Annotated in this window: 16 protein-coding genes and 2 pseudogenes; 13 read left to right on the top strand and 5 right to left on the bottom strand. The window is 71.4% G+C overall.

Going from position 1 to position 21,370, the window contains the following annotated elements:
• Positions 1–384: 384 nt before the first annotated feature.
• The 4 genes from K7G59_RS00775 (at position 385) to K7G59_RS00760 (ending at position 5,873) form a co-directional block, all read left to right on the top strand.
• Positions 385–1,662, top strand: a complete 1,278-nt coding sequence (locus K7G59_RS00775; protein WP_225829799.1) for a TIGR04053 family radical SAM/SPASM domain-containing protein — start codon at positions 385–387, stop codon at positions 1,660–1,662.
• Positions 1,659–4,262 carry a multicopper oxidase domain-containing protein gene (locus K7G59_RS34875; protein WP_225829798.1) on the top strand — a complete coding sequence of 868 codons (2,604 nt, stop codon included), beginning with the start codon at positions 1,659–1,661 and terminating at the stop codon, positions 4,260–4,262. The genes K7G59_RS00775 and K7G59_RS34875 overlap by 4 nt, the downstream gene beginning before the upstream one ends.
• Positions 4,262–4,708 carry a hypothetical protein gene (locus K7G59_RS00765; protein ID WP_225829797.1) on the top strand — a complete coding sequence of 149 codons (447 nt, stop codon included), beginning with the start codon at positions 4,262–4,264 and terminating at the stop codon, positions 4,706–4,708. Before K7G59_RS34875 ends, K7G59_RS00765 begins: the two co-directional genes overlap by 1 nt.
• Positions 4,709–4,838: 130 nt before the next feature.
• Complete coding sequence (locus K7G59_RS00760; protein ID WP_225829796.1) at positions 4,839–5,873, top strand: hypothetical protein; 1,035 nt, start codon at positions 4,839–4,841, stop codon at positions 5,871–5,873.
• Positions 5,874–5,915: 42 nt separating this feature from the next.
• On the opposite strand, the pseudogene K7G59_RS00755 reads toward K7G59_RS00760, so the two are convergent.
• A pseudogene (locus K7G59_RS00755) lies at positions 5,916–6,363 on the bottom strand (pyridoxamine 5'-phosphate oxidase family protein).
• Between the two features lie 302 nt (positions 6,364–6,665).
• Between K7G59_RS00755 and K7G59_RS00750 the strand changes: the two are divergent.
• The 8 genes and pseudogenes from K7G59_RS00750 to K7G59_RS35200 all read left to right on the top strand — a co-directional run bounded on the left by K7G59_RS00750 (position 6,666) and on the right by K7G59_RS35200 (position 14,508).
• Positions 6,666–7,913, top strand: a complete 1,248-nt coding sequence (locus tag K7G59_RS00750) for a NarK/NasA family nitrate transporter (RefSeq protein WP_225829795.1) — start codon at positions 6,666–6,668, stop codon at positions 7,911–7,913.
• Between the two features lie 22 nt (positions 7,914–7,935).
• Positions 7,936–8,409, top strand: a complete 474-nt coding sequence (locus K7G59_RS00745) for a hemerythrin domain-containing protein (protein WP_225829794.1) — start codon at positions 7,936–7,938, stop codon at positions 8,407–8,409.
• Positions 8,410–8,616: 207 nt separating this feature from the next.
• Positions 8,617–9,786, top strand: a pseudogene (locus tag K7G59_RS00740) (molybdopterin-dependent oxidoreductase); the annotation flags it as partial.
• Positions 9,787–9,824: 38 nt separating this feature from the next.
• On the top strand, positions 9,825–10,184 hold the full coding sequence (locus K7G59_RS00735; RefSeq protein ID WP_225830233.1) for a molecular chaperone TorD family protein: 360 nt from the start codon (positions 9,825–9,827) through the stop codon (positions 10,182–10,184).
• A complete protein-coding gene (gene narI / locus K7G59_RS00730) occupies positions 10,181–10,948 on the top strand; it encodes a respiratory nitrate reductase subunit gamma (RefSeq protein ID WP_225829793.1) in 768 nt (255 codons plus the stop codon). The genes K7G59_RS00735 and narI overlap by 4 nt, the downstream gene beginning before the upstream one ends.
• 163 nt (positions 10,949–11,111) lie before the next feature.
• Positions 11,112–13,496 carry a phosphoketolase gene (locus K7G59_RS00725; protein ID WP_225829792.1) on the top strand — a complete coding sequence of 795 codons (2,385 nt, stop codon included), beginning with the start codon at positions 11,112–11,114 and terminating at the stop codon, positions 13,494–13,496.
• Between the two features lie 77 nt (positions 13,497–13,573).
• Entirely contained in the window at positions 13,574–13,984 is a 411-nt protein-coding gene (locus K7G59_RS00720) for a DUF1003 domain-containing protein (RefSeq protein ID WP_225829791.1), read from the top strand.
• Positions 13,985–14,226: 242 nt separating this feature from the next.
• Positions 14,227–14,508 carry an STAS domain-containing protein gene (locus tag K7G59_RS35200; RefSeq protein WP_374114182.1) on the top strand — a complete coding sequence of 94 codons (282 nt, stop codon included), beginning with the start codon at positions 14,227–14,229 and terminating at the stop codon, positions 14,506–14,508.
• A 103-nt stretch (positions 14,509–14,611) separates the two neighbouring features.
• Here K7G59_RS35200 and K7G59_RS00715 read toward each other — a convergent pair whose 3' ends face one another.
• Positions 14,612–16,351 (bottom strand): GAF domain-containing sensor histidine kinase, encoded by a 1,740-nt coding sequence (locus K7G59_RS00715; RefSeq protein WP_225829790.1) that lies wholly within the window; start codon positions 16,349–16,351, stop codon positions 14,612–14,614.
• A gap of 300 nt (positions 16,352–16,651) precedes the next feature.
• The gene (locus K7G59_RS00710) at positions 16,652–17,617 is read right to left on the bottom strand and encodes a pirin family protein (RefSeq protein ID WP_225829789.1); all 966 of its coding nucleotides are present in this window, start codon (positions 17,615–17,617) and stop codon (positions 16,652–16,654) included.
• 253 nt (positions 17,618–17,870) lie between these two features.
• On the opposite strand from K7G59_RS00710, the gene K7G59_RS00705 reads away from it, so the two are divergent.
• Positions 17,871–18,230, top strand: coding sequence for a cupin domain-containing protein (locus K7G59_RS00705; RefSeq protein ID WP_225829788.1), 360 nt, complete (start codon positions 17,871–17,873; stop codon positions 18,228–18,230).
• A gap of 22 nt (positions 18,231–18,252) precedes the next feature.
• On the opposite strand, the gene K7G59_RS00700 is transcribed toward K7G59_RS00705, so the two are convergent.
• The gene (locus K7G59_RS00700; RefSeq protein WP_225829787.1) at positions 18,253–19,605 is read right to left on the bottom strand and encodes a VWA domain-containing protein; all 1,353 of its coding nucleotides are present in this window, start codon (positions 19,603–19,605) and stop codon (positions 18,253–18,255) included.
• On the bottom strand, positions 19,602–20,477 hold the full coding sequence (locus tag K7G59_RS00695; RefSeq protein ID WP_225829786.1) for a MoxR family ATPase: 876 nt from the start codon (positions 20,475–20,477) through the stop codon (positions 19,602–19,604). Before K7G59_RS00695 ends, K7G59_RS00700 begins: the two co-directional genes overlap by 4 nt.
• Positions 20,478–21,370 lie beyond the last annotated feature (893 nt).

The raw sequence follows: 21,370 nt of genomic DNA, 5'->3' as shown, positions 1-21,370 counted from the left end.
GATGACGTGCGTCTCCGCCGTGGCTGGGGGAGGCACTCGGCGTCGCATGCCATCGGCACCCGCCTGTGCGGCATTTGCCCCATTAGTTCTATTCGGCCCCTTCGGCCCTGTCCTGCGAACCGAACGAGGGACCGTCGGCCCCATGCTCATGGGCGGATCGGCCGCCGCGCCCAGGTCGCCCGTTGCCCGAGGCTGACAGCGACCGAACCGGAGGTATCCCGTGTACGACCGAATCGAGCGCCCGTGCGGCTGTCTCCACCGTCGTCCCCCGTGGCGGGCGCCGTGCACGGGCCGGACAGGTCATCGTCCGGCCGCCCGCCACGTCTGCCCTGACTCCAGGGTGGCCGGACGCACGATACGCACCGATTCCGAGCGGGGAGACCGATGAGCGGCCTGCGAGTGATTCGCCGGCAGCGTCAGAACGCCGACGACCGGCCGTTCATCGTGATATGGGAGTCGACCCGGGCCTGCCCGCTCGCCTGCCTGCACTGCCGGGCCGAGGCGGCGCCCGACCGTGACCCGCGGGAGCTCGACACTGCTGCCGCCAAGGAACTGCTGCACCAAGTGGCCGCCTTCGGGTCCCCGGCACCACTGTTCGTGATTACCGGCGGTGATCCCTTCCAGCGCCCCGACCTGCTGGAGCTGATCGCCTACGGTGAGACGGCGGGTGTGCGCGTCGCTGTCTCACCGTCCGGCACGCCTACGCTCACCCCGGACAGGCTCCGCGCCGTGCACGACGCGGGTGCGGTCGGGCTGTCGCTGAGCCTCGACGGCTCCACCGCCGAGCTGCACGACGGATTCCGTGGCGTGCCCGGGGTGTACCGCTGGACCCTGGACGCCTGGGACACCGCCCGCGGGCTCGGCATGAAGGTGCAGATCAACACCACGGTCGCCCGGCACGACCTCCAGGACCTGCCGGACATCGTCCGTCTGGTCGTCGAGCACGGCGCGATGCTGTGGAGTGCCTTCTTCCTGGTGCCGACCGGCCGTGGCCGGCAGCTCGGCGTGCTCACCCCGGCCGAGACGGAAGACGTCCTCAACTTCGTGTACGACGTGGGCCTGACGGTGCCCGCCAAGACGACCGAAGCCCATCACTTCCGCCGCGTCGCACTCCAACGGAAGGTGCTGGCGGACGCCGGCGAGGACCATGTCAGGGTGCTCGGGCTCGGCCCGCTTTACCAGCAACTTCGCGATCGAGCAGATGAGTTGGGCCTGAACGACGGAGGCCGCCGGGCGAGGCGTCCGCCGCTGGACGTCAACGCGGGCCGCGGCTTCGTCTTCGTCTCACACACAGGCACCGTGCACCCGAGCGGCTTCCTGCCCCTGGGCGCGGGCACCGTGCGCGAGACACCGCTGCCCGAGATCTACCGCACCTCGGAGCTGTTCACCGGCCTGCGCGACCCGGACCGGCTCGGCGGGCGCTGCGGAGCCTGCGAGTTCCGCCGGGTCTGCGGCGGCTCCCGCTCCCGCGCCTACGGCGTCATGGGCGATCCGTACGCCGAGGAGCCGTGGTGCGGATACCGGCCCGGGTCCTTCCCCCACCAGCGCGAACTGGCGGCGCTGCTGGCGGACTCGCCCGGTACGGCGGGCCCCGGTGCCCCACCGGAGCCGGTTCGTCATCCGTCGCCCGAACGCCGTACGCAGCAACCGGAAGTCACGTGACCACCGAGCTCGAACGCCCCGAATCCACCGGGGGCTGGCATCCCAGCAGGTTCAAGCAGTCGGGGCTGAAGGGCCGTCACCTGCGCGCCCATGTCGTCGTCGTGGCCTGGGCGGCCCTGGCACTGCTGGCGGCCACCGGCCAGCGGTCGCTGCCCATCGCCCGCTGGTTGGCGATCCACCTGTTCCTGCTCGGCGCCGCCACCACCGCCATCGTGGTCTGGAGCGAGCACTTCGCCGTCGCCCTGCTGCACGCCCGGCGCCCCGACGAGCGGTGGAGTGACGCTCGGCTGGTCGGGGTCAACCTCGCCGTGGCGGGTGTCCTCGTCGGCGTGTGGATGGACCGGCCGCTTCTGATCGGGACCGCGGCCGCCCTGCTGCTGGTCGCGGTCGCCGCGCACCTGGTGGTGCTGGTGCGCGTGGGCCGGGGCGCGCTGGGCGGGCGGCTCGCCCCCGTCGTCGGCTTCTACCGGGTGGCCGCGGGGGCACTGGTCGTCGGTGCGGTGCTGGGCGGCCTGCTCGCCACGGGCCGAGCGGGTGCTCAGCACTACGCCGAACTGAGGCTCGCCCACGTCCACGTCACCCTGCTCGGCTGGATCGGACTTCCTGTGCTGGGCACCCTGTTCATGCTCTGGCCCACCGTGCTGGGCGTCCGGATGGCCGAGCGCACCACTCGTGTGGCGCGCTGGGCGCTGGGGCTGACCGGCGGCGGACTGCTGACCGCTGTCGTCGGGCTGGCGGCCGGGTGGCGGCCGCCGGCCGCGATCGGTGTCGTGGCGTACGCCGTCGGCGTGGCCTTGGCGGTGGAACTGTTCGCTCGCACGGTACGCGGGCGACGCCCGGTCTCGGCGGCGGCCGCATGGACGTTCGGAGCAGCTGTCGTGTGGCTGTGCGTCGGCGTGACCGCGGATGCGGTGATCCTGACCACCCGGCGCCTCGTCCAGGCAGGGGAGGATGTCGAAGCCCTGGTCCCGGTGCTGCTCATCGGTGTCGTCGCACAGGTCCTCATCGGTGCCCTGACCTACCTGTTGCCGATCGTGCTCGGCAGCGGACCGAAGGAGCGGGCCGCGGTGCGGGCGGTACTGGAACGGGGCTGGCCGGCCCGGGCGCTGACCCTCAATGGGGGCGTCGCACTGATGGCGCTGCCGCTGCCCGGTCCCTCCGGCGTGGCGGGCATGCTGCTGGCCGCGACGGCCGGCGCTGCGTTCATCGCCCTCACCGTCTCCGCTCTCGTCCGAGCGGGGCGCCGTACCGGAGGGAGCCGTTCGGCGCGCAGGCCGGTCCTGGTGGGCAGTGCGGCCGGTGCTGTCCTGATCCTGCTGGCCGTGCTGGTCGCCAACAGCGCCGGCGGCACCCACAGCCCGGCCGTCGCCGCCGGGGTGGGCAGCGGTGCCGCAACCGGCACGCGCACCGTCGACGTCACCCTGGCCGACATGCGTATCCGGCCCAGCCGTATCGAGGTCACCGCAGGCACGGCGCTGAAGCTGAAGGTCACCAACAAGGACGCCCAGCGGCACGACCTCAAGGTGGACGCAGGCCCCTCCACCCCCCTCCTCTCCCAGGGGCAGAGCCGCACCCTCGATCTCGGGCCGCTCACCAAGGACCGCGCCGCGTGGTGCACGCTGCCCGGCCACCGCGCCGCCGGAATGATGATGGCCATCGTCGTGAAGAACGCCACGGACACGGCCACCAGCGCGCATGACGGGCATACGACCATCCTCGACAGCACGGGGCTTGACCTCTCCGCCGACTTCTCCCGTGGTTGGCAGCCCCGTGATCCCGATCTGGCTCCCGTGCCCTCCGGCAGAGTGCACCGGATCGAACTGCACGCCGCCCCCAGGACCATCGAGGTCGCCCCGGGTGTCAAGCAGCAGATGTGGACCTTCGGCGGCACCGTCCCCGGCCCCACCCTCCACGGGAAGGTCGGCGACGTCTTCGAGATCACCCTCGTCAACGACGACACGACCATGGGCCACGGCATCGACTTCCACGCCGGTTCGCTGTCCCCCGACACGTCGATGCGTACCATCCGGCCCGGGCAGCGCCTCGTCTACCGGTTCCGTGCCCACAAGGCCGGTGCGTGGCTGTACCACTGCAGCAGCGCGCCGATGCTTCAGCACATGGGCAACGGCATGTACGGGGCGGTCATCATCGACCCGCCCGGCCTGAAGAAGGTGGACCACGAGTACCTGCTGGTCTCCTCCGAGTTGTACCTCGGCACGCCAGGCAGCGCGGCCCAGGTGGTGAAGATGCGCCAGGACACTCCGGACGCCTGGGCGTTCAACGGCGTCGCCGCGCAGTACGCCAAGGCCCCGCTGAAGACGCAGGCCGGCGAGCGGACCCGCTTCTGGGTGGTGGCCGCCGGACCGAGCGACGGCATCGCCTTCCACGTCGTCGGCACCGTCTTCGACACCGTGTACAAGGAGGGCGCCTACCTGCTCGAGCCAGGTGAACCAGGAGGCTCCCAGGCGCTCGATCTCGCCCCCGCCCAGGGAGGGTTCGTGGAGACCACGTTCCCCGCGGCCGGCCACTACTCCTTCGTCGACCACGACATGCGCCACGCCGAAGCCGGGGCCATGGGAATGGTGGAGGTGAGCAAGTAGTGGGCACGGTGGGGCTGTGGTCCCTGGTGCGGTTCCTCCACGTCACCGGTGCCGTGCTGTGGGTCGGCGGGCAGCTGGCCCTGACCCTCGTGGTGCTTCCGCTGGCCCGCCGCCTGCTCGCGCCGGAGGCCAGGGACCGCTTCGCCGCCGAGGCGGGCCGCCGCTTCGGACTGCTGACCGGGGCGGTCTTCCTGCCCGTGCAGCTGGGCACCGGGTGGGCCATGGCCTGGCACAGGGGCGTCACCTGGGCGTCGCTCGCCGAGCCCGGCTACGGCCGCACCCTGGCGGCCAAACTCGGCCTGTTCGTCCTGGTGATGCTCGCCGCGGCAGGACACGGCATCGCGCACGCCCGGAACCGGCCTGACCTCGCCCGGAGCCTGGCGGTCGTCTCCCTCGTCGGCTCCCTGGGCGTCGTACTGCTCGCCACCGCCCTGCCCGCGACATGAGCGGCGATCACTCCGTCCACGACGGGCTGCCTGGTCCGTCGAACGCAGGGGACACGGCGAAGACATCCACCACTGCACCTCTCGGGCGGGCGGAGGGTGGCCGGTGGCCCCGGACGAGAAAGGAAGCACGGTGCCCATTCCCGACCTGGACGCTGCTGCCCTGGAGACGCTGCTCGCGGCGGCAGTGGCAGCTCCGTCCATCCACAACACGCAACCCTGGCGCTTCCGCCTGAACCCCGCCAACCAACTGCTGGAGGTCCGGGCGGCGCCGGAGCGGTCACTGCCGCTGGCCGACCCCGATGGCCGCGCACAGCATCTGTCCGTGGGGGCGGCGGTGTTCAACATCAGGCTCGCCGCCGTACGTCTGGGCTGGCACCCGGGCGTGCGACTGCTGCCCGATCCGGGGGAGCCGGAACTGCTGGCCGCCATTCAGCTGTCCCGTCCTCCGCGCCCGGAGGACAGCCGGCCGGCGGAACCGGACCTGTACGCCGCCATCGCGCGACGCCACACCAGCCGGATGCCGTTCACGGGCCGCCCCGTGCCCGATCCGGTCGTCGCGGAGCTGGCGGTGGCCGCGCATGTCGAGGGCGCGCGGCTGCACATGCCTGACTTCGTCGGAATCCGGCGGCTGCTGCGCCTGACCGCCATCGGCGAGGCGCGCAACCACGCCAGCCCGGCACGCACCGCCGAGACCCGCAGTTGGATCACCCGGCCGGGAACGGACACCCCCTACGGCATCCCGGTCACCGCTCTCGGCCCGGCGGACGCGGCCGGGCGGATGCCGATGCGGGACTTCACCGGGCCGCTGCCCGCGCTGCACCTGCCCGCCCTGCGCTTCGAACGCCACGCCCAGGTGGCCCTGTTGTGGACCTCCCACGACCGGCCGGAGGACCGGCTGCGCGCGGGCCAGGCACTCCAGCACGTGCTGCTCACGGCAACCGTGCACGGCGTGCGCACCTCGCTGCTGCACCAGGCCATGGAATGGCCGGACCTGCGCGCGGCCGGGAGCCTTCCGCAACAGCAGTGCCATCCGCAGGTGCTGATCCGGTTCGGCTACGGCCCGGACGGCGGCCGGACCCCACGCGCTTCCGCGCAGACCACGCCTCGTTCCGCGGAGGCGACCGATTCGACTCGCTTGCCCAGGGACACCGGGCCGGCGACCTGAGTGCCCTGGTCTGTGAAGGGCCTGTCCGGGCCCTGTCAACCGTTACCGGAGCTGCGTCGGCCCGGTCAGCTGCTGCTGTCGTTGCGCACCGGTGAGTTCCCAGCCGCTGACCATCGGACTCGATGCGTACGAAGACCCCGTCGCTCGTGACGACCCACGAGCGCGGCCCGGTCCGTGACAGCCGTTCGTGTTCGGCGGGATCCGTCACCACCCGTGGCACGGCCGGTGACGACCACGCTCCAGCCGGACCGGGAGGCGGCGTCGAACTCGTCGGCCTCGAAGGCGACCACGACCCCGTCGATCGCGCGGACGAGGTCCGAACTCACCGAGGTACGCAGCACCACCGAGGAGTCTGTGTCCAGAGAGAAGTTCAGCGGGAGCACCGCAGGCAGCGCCTGCCGGGTGTACACGACACGACCGACCGGCACCTTGGCCACAGGCGCAGGCACTCCTGACGGTCGAGTGCGCGAAAGCCGTCGTTGTGGGACATCGGTCCTCGGTGCCTCCCCAGACCGGTGCGGCGTCAGGGCCGGACAGCCCTCGGCCCTGACCTCCAGAGTTTCGGCCAAGGTCTGCCGGCAGCCTCGTACGAGGGGTCGTGGCCCGGCCCCATCGGACGGGAAACCGGGGACGGCCGGGCCGGGTGATGAGGCCGGATGGCCCACCTCTTCGGGGAGTCCGCACGCGGATATTGGCAGCAGGTCACCGGCCCGCGTCGCGCGGTCGGCGGGCCGGCGGTCCCGGACCGATCACCGGGGCCGCCCCACTGCGAGGACGAAGGGACGGGCGGCAATGCTGCAGCCGTCGAGAAAGCAGGACGAGGGACCGGCAACGGCAGCGGCCATATCCGGTCGGGCGTGGCTGATGCTGGCGCTGGCCACGGTGGGCTTCGCCGTCAACTTCTGGGCGTGGGCGCTGCTGAGCCCGCTCGGCCCGCGTTTCAAGGACGACCTGGGACTGTCCTCGTTCCAGCAGTCGCTGCTGGTGGCGGTGCCGGTGGTGGTCGGCTCGCTGGGGCGGGTCCCGGTGGGCGCGCTCACCGACCGGTATGGCGGGCGCGTGATGTTCCCGCTGGTCTCGGCGGCCACCATCGTGCCGGTGCTCTACCTCGGCCTGGCCGGGCACTCGTCGCTCGCCGAACTGCTGGTGGGTGGATTCTTCCTCGGTATCGGCGGTACCGCGTTCGCCGTCGGCGTGCCCTTCGTCAGCGCCTGGTTCCCGCCTCAGCGGCGCGGCCTGGCCATCGGGATCTTCGGCGCCGGCATGGGCGGCACCGCGATCAGCGCGCTGACCACGGTGAAGCTGGTGAAGGCACACGGTATGGCCAACCCCTTCCTGATCACTGCCGCCGTCCTGGCGGTCTACGCGGTGATCGCCGCCCTGCTGCTGCGCGACGCACCCGGCCGCACGATGCCCACCGAACCCATGGCCCGTCGCCTGGCCGCCACCCTGAAGCTCGGCATCACCTGGCAGGCGTCCGCCCTGTACGCGGTGGCCTTCGGCGGCTACGTCGCCTTCTCCGTCTACCTGCCCACCTACCTGAAGACCGGCTACGGCCTCGCACAGGCCGACGCGGCGAACCGCATGGCCGGCTTCGTCCTGCTGGCGGTGGCCATGCGGCCGGTCGGCGGCTGGCTGTCGGACCGCATCGGCCCGGTGCGGGTCCTGGCCGGCGTCCTGACGGTCGTCCTCGCCGGAGCCTTCGTGCAGGCGTTCACACCGTCCCTGGCGCCGGTGGGCACGATCGCCTTCCTGGCCATGGCCGCCGCGCTCGGCGCGGGCAGCGGCGCCGTCTTCGCCCTGGTGGCGCTGCTGGCCCCGGCGAACAAGGTCGGCTCGATCACCGGCGTCGTCGGCGCCGCAGGCGGTCTCGGCGGCTTCCTCCCGCCGCTGGTGATGGGCGCGCTGTACGGCACCTACGGCTCCTACGCGGCCGGCCTGGCCCTGCTCGGTGTCGTGGCCGCGGCGGCACTGGCCTTCACCGAGACGGGTGTGCGCCATGCGGTCATACGGCGCCTGCCCGCGGCCCAGGCGCACTGATCGGGAGAGGAGGGACAGGACGATGTGTGAATACTGCGGCTGCCAGGCGCTGGAATCCATCGACCAGCTGACCCGGGAGCACGAGACGGTGGTGAACCTCATCAGCCAGGTACGCGACGCCCACCGCGACGGCAAGATCGCGTACATGGCGGAGCTGGCCCGGGAGATCGTCGCCGTACTGGACCCGCACACCCAGGTGGAGGAGCACGGACTGTTCCCGGCCATGGCCGCCGACTTCCCCGAGAAGATCGCCGCGCTGGAGGACGAACACCGCCGCATCGAGGCAGTGCTGGCCGAGGCGAACGGACCGTACCTGGCAGACCCCACCTGGCCGGGACGGCTGATCGAGACCCTCGACCTGCTGCGCGACCACATCCTCAAGGAACAGGACGGCGTCTTCCCCGCCGCACTGGCGTTCCTGAGCACCGAGCAGTGGGAGACCGTCGAAGCGGTACGTGCCCGGGTCGGCACCCGCATGCCGGAGCCGTCCACCTGACCCGAAGCCCCCCGCTCAGCCCCTGCCCGCCCGGCGCAGCCCCTGCCGCCGGGCGGACTGCTGCGCGTCCAGGCACGGCAGACCGCGGAAACGCCGGGGCTGGAGGCGTCGGTGTCGGTCGTTGTGGCAAGGCGAGGGATGGCGTTCCCTGAAGGGACCCAAGCGAGCATCCGGAAGAGGCCGTAAGGCCCGGGAAGAGGCGGCGCGATGGCCACGGAGACCGAGCCGACACCGGACAGGAAGCGCAGGTATTCAGCAAAGGCAGGGCTGGACGGCGAGGTGGCGGAGGCACTGGTCCGCTCCCGCCGCTTCTTCACGCGGGCCGAGGTCTCGGCCGACCTGCGCACCCTTCACAAGACGGGCGGCCGTCAGGCCGACGAGTTCTACCGGGACCGCTGGTCGCACGACAAGGCGGTCCGCTCCACCCACGGCGTGAACTGCACCGGCTCGTGCTCCTGGAAGGTGTACGTCAAGGACGGCATCATCACCTGGGAGGCGCAGCAGACCGACTACCCCTCCGTCGGCCCCGACCGCCCTGAGTACGAGCCTCGCGGCTGCCCCCGCGGGGCTGCCTTCTCCTGGTACACCTACTCGCCGACCCGCGTGCGGTACCCGTACGTGCGCGGGGTGCTGCTGCAGATGTACCGCGAGGCCAGGTCGCGGCTGGGCGACCCGGTGGCCGCCTGGGCGGACATCGTCTCCGATCCCGAGCGCGCCCGCCGCTACAAGTCCGTGCGCGGCAAAGGCGGCCTGGTGCGCGCGAGCTGGGACGAGGCGATCGAGATGGTCGCCGCCGCCCACGTGCACACCATCAAGACCTACGGCCCCGACCGGCTGGCCGGCTTCTCCCCGATCCCGGCGATGTCGATGGTGTCGCACGCCGCCGGCGCCCGCTTCTACTCGCTGCTGGGCGGGGTGATGCTCTCCTTCTACGACTGGTACGCGGACCTGCCGGTCGCCTCCCCACAGGTCTTCGGTGACCAGACCGACGTGCCGGAGTCGGGGGACTGGTGGGATGCCGGGTACCTGATCATGTGGGGCTCCAATCTCCCGGTCACCCGCACCCCGGACGCCCACTGGATGGCCGAGGCCCGCTACCGCGGCCAGAAGGTGGTGGCGGTCTCCCCGGACTACGCGGACAACGTGAAGTTCGCGGACGAGTGGCTCGCGGCGCAGCCGGGCACCGACGGGGCTCTGGCCATGGCGATGGGCCAGGTGATCCTCAAGGAGTTCTTTGTCGACCGGCGCACGCCGTATTTCGAGGACTACGTCAAGCGTTTCACCGACCTGCCCTTCCTGGTCGCCCTGGAGGAGCGGGAGCCGGGGACGTACGCCCCGGGGAAGTTCCTGACCGCTGCCGATATCGGTGGCGAGCAGGAACCTACTACGCCCACGGCGACACCCGGAAACGCGGCATCGCCCTCCTGCGGCTGAAGCAGACCTACGCCGCCGCGGGCCTATGCCTGAGCGACGACGAACTGCCCGACCACCTCGCCGTCGTCCTGGAGTTCGCTGCCACCGACCCGGCAGCAGGCCACCGCCTGCTCACCGAGCACCGCGCCGGCCTCGAACTGCTGCGTCTGGCCCTGCACGACGAGCAGTCACCCTGGGCTCCCCTGCTGGACTCCGTCTCCGCCACCCTGCCCGACCTCGAGGGCGACGACCGTGCGGCCGTCGCCCGGCTCGCCGCGGAAGGGCCGCCCGAGGAACAGGTCGGCCTCGCCCCGTACACACCCCCGCAGTACATGCCCGACCCCGCAGGAGGCCCGCGATGACCGCACCCGCGCACCCCCTCACCACGGCGGCCGAGGCCGGCACCGGCGGCATCCTGCTGTGGGTCGCCCTCCCGTACGTCGCCCTCGCCGTCTTCGTCCTCGGCCACATCTGGCGCTACCGCTACGACAAGTTCGGCTGGACCACCCGCTCCTCCCAGCTCTACGAGCGGCGCCTGCTGAGGATCGGCAGTCCCCTGTTCCACTTCGGCATCCTGGTCGTACTCCTGGGCCACATCGGCGGCCTGGTCATCCCCAAGAGCTGGACCGAAGCCGTCGGCATCAGCGAGAACGCCTACCACGTCTCCGCTGTCGTCCTCGGCACCGTCGCCGGGGTCTGCACGCTGGGCGGCCTGGCGATCCTCGTCTACCGGCGGCGCACCGTCGGACCGGTGTTCTCCGCCACCACGAAGAACGACAAGGCGATGTACGTCTCGCTCACCGCGACCATCGTCCTCGGCCTGTCCGCGACCGTCGTCGCCAACCTGGTCGGCGGCGGCTACGACTACCGCGAGACCGTCTCCCCCTGGTTCCGCTCCATCTTCTACCTCCAGCCCGACCCGAACCGGATGACCGGCGCACCGGTGCTCTTCCAACTGCACGCCATCAGCGCCATGCTGCTCTTCGCGTTCTGGCCCTTCACCCGTCTCGTGCACATGCTGACCGCGCCGCTGGGCTACCTCACCCGTCCCTATGTCGTCTATCGCAGCCGTGATGTGCAACTCGGCGCCCGCGCACCGCGCCGGGGTTGGGAACGCACTGGCTGATCGACACGGACTGCCGTGTCTTGGCGCGGCACCGGGCCCGGTTCGGCCCGCGCGGTGTGACCCGAACGGCCCTGTCGGGTACCCGGCGAACCACCCGAGGGTGGTGTGGTGCACCGCAAAGTATCGCACTTCGGCCGCTGATCCGACGAGGAAAGGAATCTCGATGTCCGTCGACCAGCAGCAGGTGTCCGCTCGGCTCACGGAGGACGAGCTGAGGTCGCTGGACGCCCACTGGCGCGCCGCGAACTATCTCTCCGTCGGCCAGATCTACCTCATGGCCAACCCCCTGCTGACCGAGCCGCTGCGCCCGGAACACGTCAAGCCCCGGCTGCTTGGCCACTGGGGCACGTCTCCGGGCCTGAACCTGGTGCACACGCACCTCAACCGCGTCATCAAGGACCGCGATCTGGACGCCCTGTGCGTCTGGGGGCCCGGCCACGGTGGCCCGGCTGTTCTGGCGAACTCCTGGCTGGAGGGGTCGTACACCGATACCTATCCGGACGTCACCCGGGACGCGGCCGGCATGGCCCGGCTGTTCAAGCAGTTCTCCTTCCCCGGCGGCGTGCCGAGCCATGTCGCACCGGAGACGCCGGGCTCGATCCACGAGGGCGGTGAGCTGGGTTACTCCCTGTCGCATGCCTATGGCGCGGCCCTGGACAACCCCGGCCTGCTGGTCGCCTGTGTGATCGGCGACGGCGAGGCGGAGACCGGGCCGCTGGCCGCCTCCTGGCACTCCAACAAGTTCCTCGACCCGGTCCACGACGGTGCCGTCCTGCCGATTCTGCACCTGAACGGCTACAAGATCGCCAACCCGACGGTGCTGTCCCGGTTGCCGGAGTCCGAGCTCGACGAGCTCCTGCGCGGCTGCGGCCACGACCCGATCCACGTGACCGGCGACGATCCGGCCGCCGTACACCGGGCCATGGCGCAGGCCATGGACACCGCCCTGGACCGTATCGCCGCGATCCAGCGGGCCGCCCGTGTGGACGGCGTCACCGACCGGCCCCGCTGGCCGGTGATCGTGCTGCGCACCCCGAAGGGCTGGACCGGCCCGGCCGAGGTCGACGGCCTGCCCGTGGAGGGGACCTGGCGCGCCCACCAGGTTCCGCTCGCCGCCGTCCGCGACAACCCCGAGCATCTGCGGCAGCTGGAGCAGTGGCTGCGCTCGTACCGGCCCGAGGAACTGTTCGACGAGCAGGGCGCCCCGCGCCCGGACGTACTCGCCTGCATCCCGCACGGCGCCCGCCGGCTCGGCGCCACCCCGCATGCCAACGGCGGACTGCTGCTGCGCGAGCTGCCCTTGCCGCCGCTGGAGCGGTACGCCGTCGAGGTCGACAAGCCGGGCGCCACTCTGCACGAGCCGACCCGGGTCCTCGGTGACATGCTCCAGGACGTCATGGCGGCTACCGCCGACCGGCGCGACTTCCGCCTCGTCGGCCCCGACGAGACCGCCTCCAACCGACTCCAGGCCGTCTACGCGGCCAGCGGCAAGGCCTGGCAGGCCGAGGTCCTGGAGGTGGATGAAGACCTCGACCCGCACGGTCGCGTGATGGAGATCCTCTCCGAACACACCTGCCAGGGCTGGCTGGAGGGCTACCTCCTCACCGGTCGGCACGGCCTGTTCTCCTGCTACGAGGCCTTCGTCCACATCGTCGACTCGATGGTGAACCAGCACATCAAGTGGCTGCGCACCACCCGTCGCCTGCCGTGGCGCGCCCCCGTCGCGTCCCTGAACTACCTGCTGACGTCCCACGTGTGGCGCCAGGACCACAACGGCTTCTCCCACCAGGATCCCGGCTTCGTCGACCACATCCTCAACAAGAGCCCCGAGGCGGTGCGCGTCTACTTCCCGCCGGACGCCAACACCCTGCTGTCGGTCGCCGACCACGTGCTGCGCACCCGCGACTACGTCAACGTCGTCGTCGCCGGCAAGCAGCCCTGCTTCGACTGGTTGTCGATGGAGGAGGCGACGGTGCACTGCGCACGCGGCGCCGGTATCTGGGAGTGGGCCGGCACCGAGGACGGCACCCGCGAACCGGGCGTGGTGCTGGCCTGCGCAGGCGACGTGCCCACCCAGGAGGTGCTGGCCGCGGCCCAGTTGCTGCGCCGGCATCTGCCCGAGCTGGCGGTGCGCGTCGTGAACGTCGTGGACATCGCCCGGCTGCTGCCGCGCGAGGAACACCCGCACGGAATGACGGACTTCGAGTACGACGGGCTGTTCACCCCGGACAAGCCGGTGATCTTCGCCTATCACGGCTACCCATGGCTGATCCACCGGCTCGCCTACCGCCGTACCGGCCACCGCAACCTGCACGTGCGCGGCTACAAGGAGATCGGCACCACGACCACACCGTTCGACATGGTCGTGCGCAACGACCTCGACCGCTACCGCCTGGTCATGGACGTCATCGACCGCGTCCCCGGCCTGGCCGTGCGCGCGGCGGCCGTACGTCAGAGCATGGAGGACGCACGCCAGCGCCACCATGTCTGGATCCGGGAGCACGGCACGGACCTGCCCGAGGTGGCCGACTGGACCTGGGACGGCTGAGCAACCACGTCCCGCACTACCTGCGCCCCGGCGACGCCTGACAGGTCCGCCGGGGCGTGTCACGGAGGTACGTCGAAATGAGCCAGTCCGGCGGGGAGCCCCGGCATCACCCGGTGGTGGTCGCGCACCACAGCGGCCGTGCCGAAGACGTCCAGTTGCGTGTCGCCGACGCCATCACCAAGTTCGCCGGGTCCATGCCGTTCGTCTACATTCACGCGGTGGTCTTCGCCGTCTGGATGGTGTTCTGCGAGTCCAGTCCCTGGCCCACGCTGACCCTTGTGGTGTCACTGGAAGCGATCTTCCTGTCGACGTTCGTCATGATCGGCCAGAACCGGCAGGCGGCCTTCCAGCAGATGAAGGCCGATCACGACTTCATCGAGCAGGAGTTGGAACTCAAGACGAACACCGAACTCACCCGGGCCATCCACGCCATGACCATGGAGCTCCACCGGCGTTTGGTCGATGACGAAGTCGAGCCATCGCCGTAAAGGCGGTCGGTCTCCCGGAAACCGCCGACGCCGGGACGCGGGTTGTTCGTTGTCAAGGGGACGTGGTGAAACCCCGTCGACTGAGGGGAAGTCGACTCTGAGGGACTGGTCACCCAGTTCCCTCGCGTGAACCCGCTGCCTACGCTCTCCGCACGCCTCGCCCCGCTCCGGCGGTGGCAGGCGCCCCTGTCGTCCGTTCCTCGGAACGGCACCTTCACTTCAGGTGACACGGACACACCGTCATCAAGCTGTCAGGAGAGATAGACCTCGCCGCGGCGGTCGAGATCCGTCCGGTGCTGGGCGCCGTTATCGAGCTGGCCACCCCCTCGGTCGTCGTCGATCTGCTGGACGTGGACTTCTTCGACTGCTCCGGCCTGCGGCTCCTGTGCCGCCCGCCGCCGGACCGAGGAGCGCGGTGGCCGACTGACACTCGTGTGCACGCATCCTCTGATCCTGCACATCCTCCGGGTGGTCCGGCTTGCGGCGGTATTCGGCGGTCTTCGCCACCCCGAGGAAGGTCTTGAACAGCCGGCCATCGTGCGGACGGACACGCTGCGGCCAAGAACTGCCCAGCGAACGCAAGAGCCGTAACGTCGTCTGACGCCGTCGGTCCTTGGCCCGGAAGAGTCACTCCGCCGACGAGAGCGGCACGACCCACTCGACGACGGTGCCGTTCGGCTGGTTCGAAGACAGGCTGAACGCGCCGCCCAGCTCCTCCGCTCGCTTACGCAGGTTGACCAGGCCGCTGCGACGGGAGACCGCCGGGTCCATCCCGCGCCCGTTGTCGGCCACGCGCAGCCGGAGGGTGGTGTCGGCCACCTCGACGCTGACGTCGACCGCGCTGGCGTGCGCGTGCCGGGCGGCGTTGGACAGCGCCTCGCCGAGCACGGCCAGCAGGTGTTCGGCCTGCCCGGCGGACACGGCCGTGTCGAGCAGTCCGGTCATGCGCAGGGCCGGGGCGAAGCCGAGGGACTCGGTGGCCCGGTCGGTGGCAGCCACCAACTGTGCACGCAGTCCACTGCCGTGGCGGGGCTGATCGCGCTCGCGCAGTCCGTAGATGGTGGAGCGGATGATCTTGATCGTGTCGTCCAGGTCGTTCATGACCCGCTGGATCCGTTCGCCGACCTGCGGCCGGTCGGTGACCCGGCCGAGCGTGGACTGCAACGACAGAGCCCCGGCGAACAAACGCTGGATCACCAGGTCGTGCAGGTCACGGGCGATTCGGTCGCGGTCGTTGAGGACGAGCATGCGTTCCGTGTCCCGCCGGTGCTCGGCGACGTCCAGGGCCAGCGCGGCCTGGTTGCCGAACCCCGTGACCATGTCGATGACGGCGTCGGTGAAGGCAGTGTCGCCTGGTACGTTCGCCACCTGCAGCACGCCGCGCACATGCTCCCGGGTGCCGAGCGGGACGAAGAACGCCGGCCCCAGCTCCACGACCGAGGCGCTGCCGCCCTCGGCGCGCGGGTCGGCGCTGACGGCATCGCTGGTGATCGTCTCCCCGGACGCGAAGACCTTCGCGGCCAGGGTCGAGGAGGTCAGCACGAGCCCGCGGACCTCCTCGGTCCGGTCTCCTGAAGCGGCCTCGATGACCAGCTCGCCGCTGCCGGCGACCGGCACCGCCAAGGTGACCAGATCCGCCCCGGCCATCTCCCGCACCGTTTCGGTGAAGGACTCCAGCACCGCCGCGGGTTCCGCGCCGGACAGCAGGCTACGGGTCAGCTCGTTGCTGGCCGCCAGCCACCGCTGCCGACGGTGGGCGTCCTCGTACAGCCGGGCGTTGTCGATCGCCACACCGGCTGCCGCGGCCAGCGTGCGCAGCACCGCTTCGTCATCGGAGCCGAACTCCGCGGCGCTCTGCTTGTTGGTGAGGTAGAGGTTGCCGAACACCTGCTCGCGCACCCGGACCGGGGCGCCGAGGAAACTGGTCATCGGCGGGTGCCCGGACGGGAAGCCCACGGACGCCGGGTGATCGGCAAGGTTCCCCAGGCGCAGCGGCTCCGGGTTACGGACGAGCAGGCCGAGGATGCCCTCGCCGCGCGGGTAGTGTCCGATCCGGGCGATCGCCTCCGCGTCGATGCCGGCCGTGACGAACTGCTTGATCGTGCCTTCCTCACCCAGCACGCCGAGCGCCCCGTACTGGGCGTCCACCAGGGTGACCGCCGATTCCACGATGCGGTGCAGCACCACTTCGAGATCCAGGTCGGAGCCTACGGCCAGCACCGCGTCCAACAAGGTGTGAACCCGATCCCGGGCGGCCCTCACCTGCGCCACCTGCTGCTGTAGATCATCCAGCAGCGTATCCAGCCGCAACTGCGGAGACGCTCCGGCAGTCTCGGTCTCTTGCGAGCCCTGCGCGCGCTCGTTCACCACAGCTCCTCCACCGTCTGACGGGACTGTCTCTACAGGATGCCCGACGCGCCGAACGCGTTCGGACGGCGGCGAGGCGTCGCGCCGGAGTGCGCCACACGCTCTTGACTACATGTCAGTGCAGTCAGCATTGGGTCAGCATCAGTCCGATCCAAACTGACTACGGCTGGCGAAACTCGCACGTCAAGGTGGAGTGGAACGGGTGGTGTGAAGCAGGTTTGCGCAAGCGTTCTGAGCGAACCGGGCGGGGTGCGCTCCACCCCGCCCAGCCATGTGCGTGCTGGGCTAGAGAACCACAGTTCAGCGCACTCGACCCCGCGGCTTCAGCGGCACCGGCGGCAGCTCCGGAGCAGGGAGCGGTGCCCCGTCGTAGCCCTTCACCTCGCCGAACCTCGTCCCGCTCATCCAGTCCTCTCGGGCCTGGGCGATGTCCTCCTGGGTGCGGCCGACGAAGTTCCACCACATGATCAGCTCCTCGCCGAAGGGTTCACCCCCCAGCAGCATGATCCCGGCGTCGGACTCGGCGCGCAGCGGCAGTTCGGTGCGTCCGCAGCCGAGATAGAGCATCGAGCCGGGCAGCACCGGGACCCCGTCCACGTGCACCTCCCCGGACATCGCCAGGACGCCGTACTCGAAGTCCGGCTCTACGGGCAGCCGGACGTCCGCGCCGCGGGTGAGGGCGAGGTCCGCGCCGATGATCGGGGTGTACGTCGTACCGGGCGACGTGGTGCCGTCGAGGGTGCCGAGGAGCACCGTGGCCGTCAGGCCGGGCGCGCTGACCGTGGGCAGCTCGGGGTGGTACTCGAACCGGGGGTCGGTGTGGCGGTGCGCGTCCGGCAGTGCCACCCACAGCTGTGCGCCGTGCAGGAAGCGGGCGTGCGGCCTCGGGCTCTCCTCCGAGTGGCTGATCGCGCGGCCCGAGGTCATCAGCCCGAGCTGTCTGGGGCGGATGGTCTGCAGGCTGCCCGTCGAGTCGCGGTGCAGCACCTCGCCCTCGTGCAGCCAGCTGACCGTCTGCAGCCCCATGTGGGGGTGCGGCGGGACCTGCATGCCGGGCTCGTCGGCGATGTCGTCCGGGCCGTAGTGGTCCACGAAGGCCCAGGCGCCGATCATGCGGCGGCCCAGGTTCGGCAGCAGCCGGCGTACCTCGGTCGACTCGCCGAGCTTCACCTGGCGAGGGCTCAGCAGTTCGCGGACGGGCTCACCGGCGACGAATCCGCGTCCGCCGCACGGACTGGGCACGGGTGCGCGGTCAAGGTTGCTCATGGTGCCCAACTTAGCGGTCGGCCGGAGGGACTGCCGAGCGGACGCCCGGCCAGGCTCGGAGGCGAAGCCCTCGAGGTCGGCCGAGGGCGGCTCCGTGCAGGCGGCGCACGCGGTGTGCATGCTCGGGCAAGGCCGTGGACAACGTTGTCCCATGGGCTTCGAATGGCGGTGCCGAGATGCCGGGTCGACGATGGACGCGTAGGGTACGACCCGCCCCGGGCCGCAGTGAGCGGCTCGAAGGGAGGAAACCGTCATGCTGGAAGTGAAGACGGTCGAAAAGCCGGACGAACGGCGTGACTTTCCCCGCGGCCACCTCGAGGCCCTCCATCTGACCGGCCTCGACTTCGCGGTGGCCACCTTCGAACCGGGCTGGCGCTGGTCGGAGTCGGTGGCCCCGATCGCGGGCACCGAGAGCTGCATGGTCCACCACAACGGCTACCTGGTCCAGGGACGGTTGCGCATCCGCATGGACGACGGCGCCGAGTCCGAGGTGGGCCCCGGTGACGTCTTCGTGTGCCCGCCCGGTCACGACGCCTGGGTGGTGGGGGACGAACCGGTCGTCATGCACGACTTCGCGGGCCAGACGGCGCAGGAGTACGCGAAGGGGTCGTAGGGCAGAGGGGCCACCGCCCCTTTCATGTGACCGGCAGCAGCCGTCCCACCAGTGCGCCGAGCTGCCGGGCCGTGCGGCACTCGTGCATCTGCACCAGCTCGGCGTACACGGGCGCCGCCGAGTCGCCGGTGCCCCACCGGGAGCGTGGCTCGGGGTTGAGCCAGTGGACGTGGCGGGCCCGCCGCGCCAGTTCGCGGACGGCGGGGAGGTTCGGGTCGCTCATGTTGGTGCGCGCGTCCCCGAGGACGAACACCGTCGTACGGGGACCGACCGCATCGCCGTAGCGTTCCGTGAACTCGCCCAGCGCGACGCCGTAGTCGCTGCTGCCGTGCCAGCCGGTGAGCGTGGCCTCGGCGCGGATGCGGGCGCTGAGGCCGTCCGGGTCGGCCCTGCCGTGGTCGAGGAGGCCGGTCACCTCGTCCAGGCGGTTGACGAAGGCGAACACGCGGATCTTGCTGAACTGGTCGTGCAGTGCCTGTACCAGCAGCATCGTGAAGTCCGAGAAGCCCGACACCGAGCCGGAGACATCGCAGAGCAGCACCAGTTCGGGCCGGGCCGGGCGGCGCCGGCGCAGCACCGGCCGCATCGGGACCCCGCCGGTGGACAGCGAGGAGCGCAGCGTGCGGCGCAGGTCGATCGTGCCGCGCGCGGCCTTGCGACGGCGCGCTGCCAGCCGGGTCGCCAGCTTGCGCGCCAGCGGCTGAACGGCCCTGCGCAGCTCTGCCAGCTGGTCCCGGCCGGCGAAGAGGAAGTCCACCCGGTCGGCGGTCGGCCGCACGCCCCGCCGGGCGATCTCGTCCCGCCCACGCCGTTCGGCGACCCGGCGCCGCGCCTCCGCCGCGACCATCCGCCGGAAGTCCTCGATCCGGCGCCGGATCTCGTCGTCCAGCAGCCGGTCCGCGAACCCCGTGCCCCCGTCCCGCCCGCGCACGTCGGTCCGTACCCGGGCGAGCAGGGTCTGCGGGCGCAGCCGGTCCAGGGTCTGGTACGCCGACCAGCCGTCGGATTCCGGTGAACTCCCGTACCCGCCGAGGCCGTCCACGGCCTGGGCCGCCAACTGGGCCATCAGCGCCCGGTCGTCGGCGGCCAGCGCGGCGGCGAGCCGGTCGCGCAGCTCCTCACGGTCCGCCGCCGGAGTGTCCGGTCCGCCCGTCCCTCGCGGGAAGTACAGATCGAAGACAGGGTCGAACACCGCGCGCTGACCGGCTCCGTGCAGCAGGGTCGCGGCCAGCCCCTCGCGCAGCAGCTCCCGGTCCGACAGCCCCAGCGCCTCCACCGCGAGGGCCGCGTCGACGCTCTCCCCGGTGCCGATCCGCACGCCGTGCGCGCGCAGGGCCCCGACCAGGCCGGTGATCCGCTCGGCGACGTCGCTCACCGCGCATCCAGCGCGCCCAGCGCGTCCAGGTCGAGCTTGGCGGCGGCCTTCTGGATGTCGTCCTGATGCTTGAGGATCACCCCGAGACTGTCCCGTACGACCGTCTCGTCCAGCGTGTCGGCCCCGAGGGCGAGCAGGGTGCGCGCCCAGTCGACGGTCTCGGCGACGGACGGTGCCTTGCGCAGGTCCATCGCGCGCAGCGCCCCCACCACCCGGACCACCGACGCGGTCAGCGCCTCGCCGAGCCCCGGCACCTTCAGCCGTACGATCCGCCGCTCCAACTCCTCTTCGGGGAACCCGATGTGCAGGAACAGGCAGCGGCGGCGCAGTGCCTCGGACAGCTCCCGGCCGGCGTTGGAGGTCAGCACGACGAACGGGCGGCGTGTCGCGGTGACCGTGCCCAGCTCCGGGACGGTGACCTGGAAGTCGCTGAGCACCTCCAGCAGCAGCCCCTCCATCTCGACGTCGGCCTTGTCGGTCTCGTCGATGAGCAGCACCGTCGGCTCGTCGCCGCGGATGGCGGAGAGCAGCGGGCGCGGCAGCAGGAACTCCTCGCTGAAGATGTCGGTGCGGGTCTCGTCCCAGGTCTCGTCCCGCCCGGCGCTGATGCGCAGCAGCTGCTTGGCGTGGTTCCACTCGTACAGCGCCCGGGACTCGTCCACACCCTCGTAGCACTGGAGCCGTACCAGCCGGGCGCCCGCCACCTGGGCGACGGCCTTGGCCAGCTCGGTCTTGCCCACGCCAGCGGGGCCCTCCACGAGCAGCGGCTTGCCGAGCCGGTCCGCGAGGAAGACGGTCGTGGCGACGGCGGGCGAGGCGAGGTAGCCGGTCTCGGCGAGGCGGGCGGAGACGTCGTCGACGGACGTGAACAACGGGGGCCTCCGGCAGGGGGTCGAATGCGGGCGGGTCGGTCACCGGACAGCGGTGCGCCGACCCTCAGTACTCCTCTATCTAAGCGCTTGTTCAGGGCTTGTGTCACGTGATCCGGCACCCGCGAGGCGGGCCGGTGCCTCCTGATGGCGATCTCGACAGGTCGTCACCTGCGCCGAGGTGTCGTGCTCGGCGACCCGCACCGGTCAAGTCCTCGGCACCGCCGGCGGCACCCCGGCCGCCGGCACGCTCCGCCCGGCCCGCGGCTGCACCTGCCGGCTGGGAGGCCCCGGGTGCGACCGCCCCCGCCACGAGCCGGCCGCCCTCGTGAGCGTCCTCACGGTTGAGGCAACGGCGCGACCGTCCGGCGCGCCGCTTCGGCCCGCGCCTTCCGCATCCGGCCTCGACGGCGGCCCCGTGACGGGGCGGCACGGCTCCGTGGCCGCAACACGGCCGGTGACCGAAGGACTGCACCCCGCCCGGCCGCCGCCCGGGCGGCACCGGCTGATCCGACGGCTCACCGGCCCAGGGCGCCGGTTTCGGCGATGGCGACCGCACAGCCGGTGACCACGCTCTCCACCTCGTCCAGCTCCGGCGGAGTGCTCGCGGCACGGTCGTGGACCCGGACGGCGTCGGCGGCGGCCGTCCATCCCGGCGACAGACCGGGGCACCAGGTGGCGGTTCCCGCGCCCGGTGAGCAGGCGCACCACGAGGAGCGGCAACTCCTCGGCTGCCGCGCGGTGCACGATCGTCCGGAGTCCGCCAGGTTCCGTGTCAGCAGCTGGGGGCACGGTCTCCTCGACCGGACGGTCCCCGTGTTCGCGCAGATAGTCCCGCGGGACCACCTCCTCGTACGACCGCCCGCGGGGGCCGCTCGTGGGGCCGCTCGTGGGGC

The sequence above is a fragment of the Streptomyces sp. NK08204 genome, assembly GCF_020400585.1.
Lineage (GTDB): Bacteria > Actinomycetota > Actinomycetes > Streptomycetales > Streptomycetaceae > Streptomyces.
The sequence above is the reverse complement of the archived record's forward strand: the minus strand, read 5'-3'. Positions and strand labels throughout refer to the sequence as shown.